The sequence below is a fragment of the Dietzia sp. Cai40 genome (assembly GCF_014145165.1).
GTDB lineage: Bacteria > Actinomycetota > Actinomycetes > Mycobacteriales > Mycobacteriaceae > Dietzia > Dietzia natronolimnaea.
In genome coordinates this window covers 1-2,672 of record NZ_JAALEB010000194.1, presented here as the reverse complement: position 1 = coordinate 2,672, position 2,672 = coordinate 1, and the positions used below count along the sequence as shown (strand labels likewise).

Here is a 2,672-nt window from a genome sequence, read left to right as displayed (position 1 = left end):
AGGCGCGCCCCGGTGGCGTCGGCGAGCGCCTCCGCCGCCGGAAGGCCCCCGGGAACCGCTCCCAGTCGCTCGCCCACCAGGATCACGGCGCCGGGGGCGCGCAGGAGCGCGGGCAGGTCGGACAGGTCGGACAGGTCGGACACGTCAGTCAGCTCGGACAGGCCCGACAGCCCGGACGAGTCGGGCCCGTTCGGACCCGCCACCTGCGCCAACGCGGCGAGGACCTCCGGCTCGTCACCCGGCACCGTCGGCACGAGCGTGGCGCCTGTCTTGCGCACGGACGGCGAGGCGAACGGGGCCACCGAGACGACCCGCACCCCGAGGTCGCGCGCGGCCCTGCGCAGGCGGAGGAAGACGATCGGCGACTCCTCCTCGGGGTCGAAGCCCACCAGCACGACCACCGGTGCGGTCTCGAGATCGGCGTAGGTGACCGCCCCGGCACCACCCGGGCCGCGGCCGACCACGTGCCGGGCGAGGAACTCCGCCTCCTCGGAGGACTGAGGGCGCGCACGGAAGTCGACGTCGTCGGTCCCCAGGACCGCTCGGGCGAACTTGGCGTAGGCGTACGCGTCCTCCCGGGTGAGTCGACCGCCGGTCAGGACGCCCGTGCGACCGCGTGCGGCGGACAACCCCGCGGCGGCCGTGGCGAGCGCGGTGCTCCACGGGACCGGGACCAGGCCCCCGTCCCGGCCGCGGATCATCGGGGTGGTGAGGCGGTCGGGTTGCGTGGCGTGGGCGAAGGCCCACCGGCCCTTGTCGCAGTTCCACTCCTCGTTGACGTCCGGGTCGTCGCCGGCCAGCCTGCGCAGGACCTTCCCGCGGCGGTGGTCCGTCCGCTGCCCACAGCCGCTGGCGCAGTGCTCGCAGACGCCGGGGCTCGAGACCAGGTCGAACGGGCGCGCCCGGAAGCGGTAGGCGGCACCGGTGAGCGCCCCGACGGGGCAGATCTGGACGGTGTTGCCGGAGAAGTAGGACTCGAAGGGCTCGTCCCCGAAGACGCCCACCTGCTGCTGGGATCCCCGTTCCATCAGGTCGATGAACGGGTCGCCCGCGATCTGGTCCGAGAACCGGGTGCACCGGGCGCACATCACGCACCGCTCGCGGTCGAGCAGGACCTGCGCCGAGATCGCGATGGGCTTGGGGAACGTGCGCTTGACCTCGGTGAACCGGGAGTGCCCGTGGCCGCTGGAGAGTGCCTGGTTCTGGAGCGGACACTCACCGCCCTTGTCGCAGACGGGGCAGTCCAGCGGGTGGTTGATCAGCAGGAGCTCCATGACCCCGCGTTGGGCCTTGTCCGCGATCTCGGAGGTGAACTGGGTGCGCACCACCATGTCCTCGGTGACCGGGGTGGTGCAGGAGGTCACGGGTTTGGGGGCGCCCTCGACCTCGACGATGCACTGGCGGCACGCGCCGGCCGGCTCGAGCAGCGGATGGTCGCAGAACCGCGGGATCTGAACGCCGAGGCGTTCGGCGGCGCGGATCACCAGCGTGCCGGCGGGCACGGAGACCCGGCGACCGTCCACGGTGAGGGTGACCAGATCCTCGTCCCCGTCGGGTTTCAGGTCGGCGACGGTGTCGTCGGCGCGCGGGGTGATCTTGTTGGGCACGCGGTCGTCGGGGGTCATCGGGCCACCTCCTCGGTCCGGGCGAAGACGGTCGAGCGGCTGTGGTCGAAGGGACAGCCGTCGGGGATGTGGGCCAGGTACTCGTCCCGGAAGAGCGCGATGGACGACATGATGGGAGCGCCGGCGGCGTCCCCGAGCGCGCAGAACGACTTGCCGACGATGTTGTCCGAGATGTCGAGCAGCCGGTCCAGGTCGCTCTCCCTCGCGGTGCCGTCCTCGAGCCTGCGCATGATCTGCACCAGCCAGAACGTGCCCTCACGGCAGGGTGTGCACTTGCCGCAGGACTCGTGGGCGTAGAACTCCGACCAGCGCAGCACGGCCCTCACCACGCAGGTCGTGTCGTCGAAGATCTGCAGCGCCTTGGTGCCGAGCATGGAGCCCTCGGCCGCGCATCCCTCGTAGTCCAGGGGCATGTCCAGCTGGGCGTCGGTGAGGATCGGGGTGGAGGAACCGCCGGGGGTCCAGAACTTGAGCGTGTGCCCCTGCCGGATGCCGCCGGCGTGGTCCAACAGTTCCCGCAGGGTGATGCCGAGGGGTGCCTCGTACTGGCCGGGCCGGGCCACATGCCCGGACAGGGAGTACAGCGTGAAGCCGGGGGACTTCTCCGAACCCATCGAGCGGAACCACTCGGGCCCGTGGTGGAGGATCGACGGGACGCTCGCGATGGACTCGACGTTGTTGACCACGGTGGGACAGGCGTAGAGGCCGGCGACGGCCGGGAACGGGGGACGGAGCCGGGGCTGCCCCCGACGGCCCTCGAGGGAATCGAGGAGCGCGGTCTCCTCACCGCAGATGTAGGCCCCGGCGCCCGCGTGGACCACGATGTCCAGGTCGAAGCCGCTGCCCAGGATGTCGCGCCCCAGGAACCCGGCCTCGTACGCCTCGGCGACCGCGGTCTGCAGCCGTCTGAGCACCGGTACCACCTCGCCGCGCAGGTAGATGAACGCGTGGGACGCCCGGATGGCGTACGCCGCGATCACCATGCCCTCGATCAGCACGTGGGGCGTGGCCAGCATGAGGGGCATGTCCTTGCAGGTCCCGGGCTCG

At 71.7% G+C, this 2,672-nt stretch carries 2 protein-coding genes; both read right to left on the bottom strand.

Annotated elements, in window-relative coordinates; translation table 11 throughout:
- A partial coding sequence (locus G6022_RS08490) for an NADH-quinone oxidoreductase subunit G (protein ID WP_241731123.1) occupies positions 1-1,625 on the bottom strand: 1,625 nt, incomplete at its 3' end.
- The coding region (gene nuoF / locus G6022_RS08485) for an NADH-quinone oxidoreductase subunit NuoF (protein WP_182691361.1) at positions 1,622-2,672 on the bottom strand (1,051 nt) is incomplete at its 5' end. The genes nuoF and G6022_RS08490, both read right to left, overlap by 4 nt.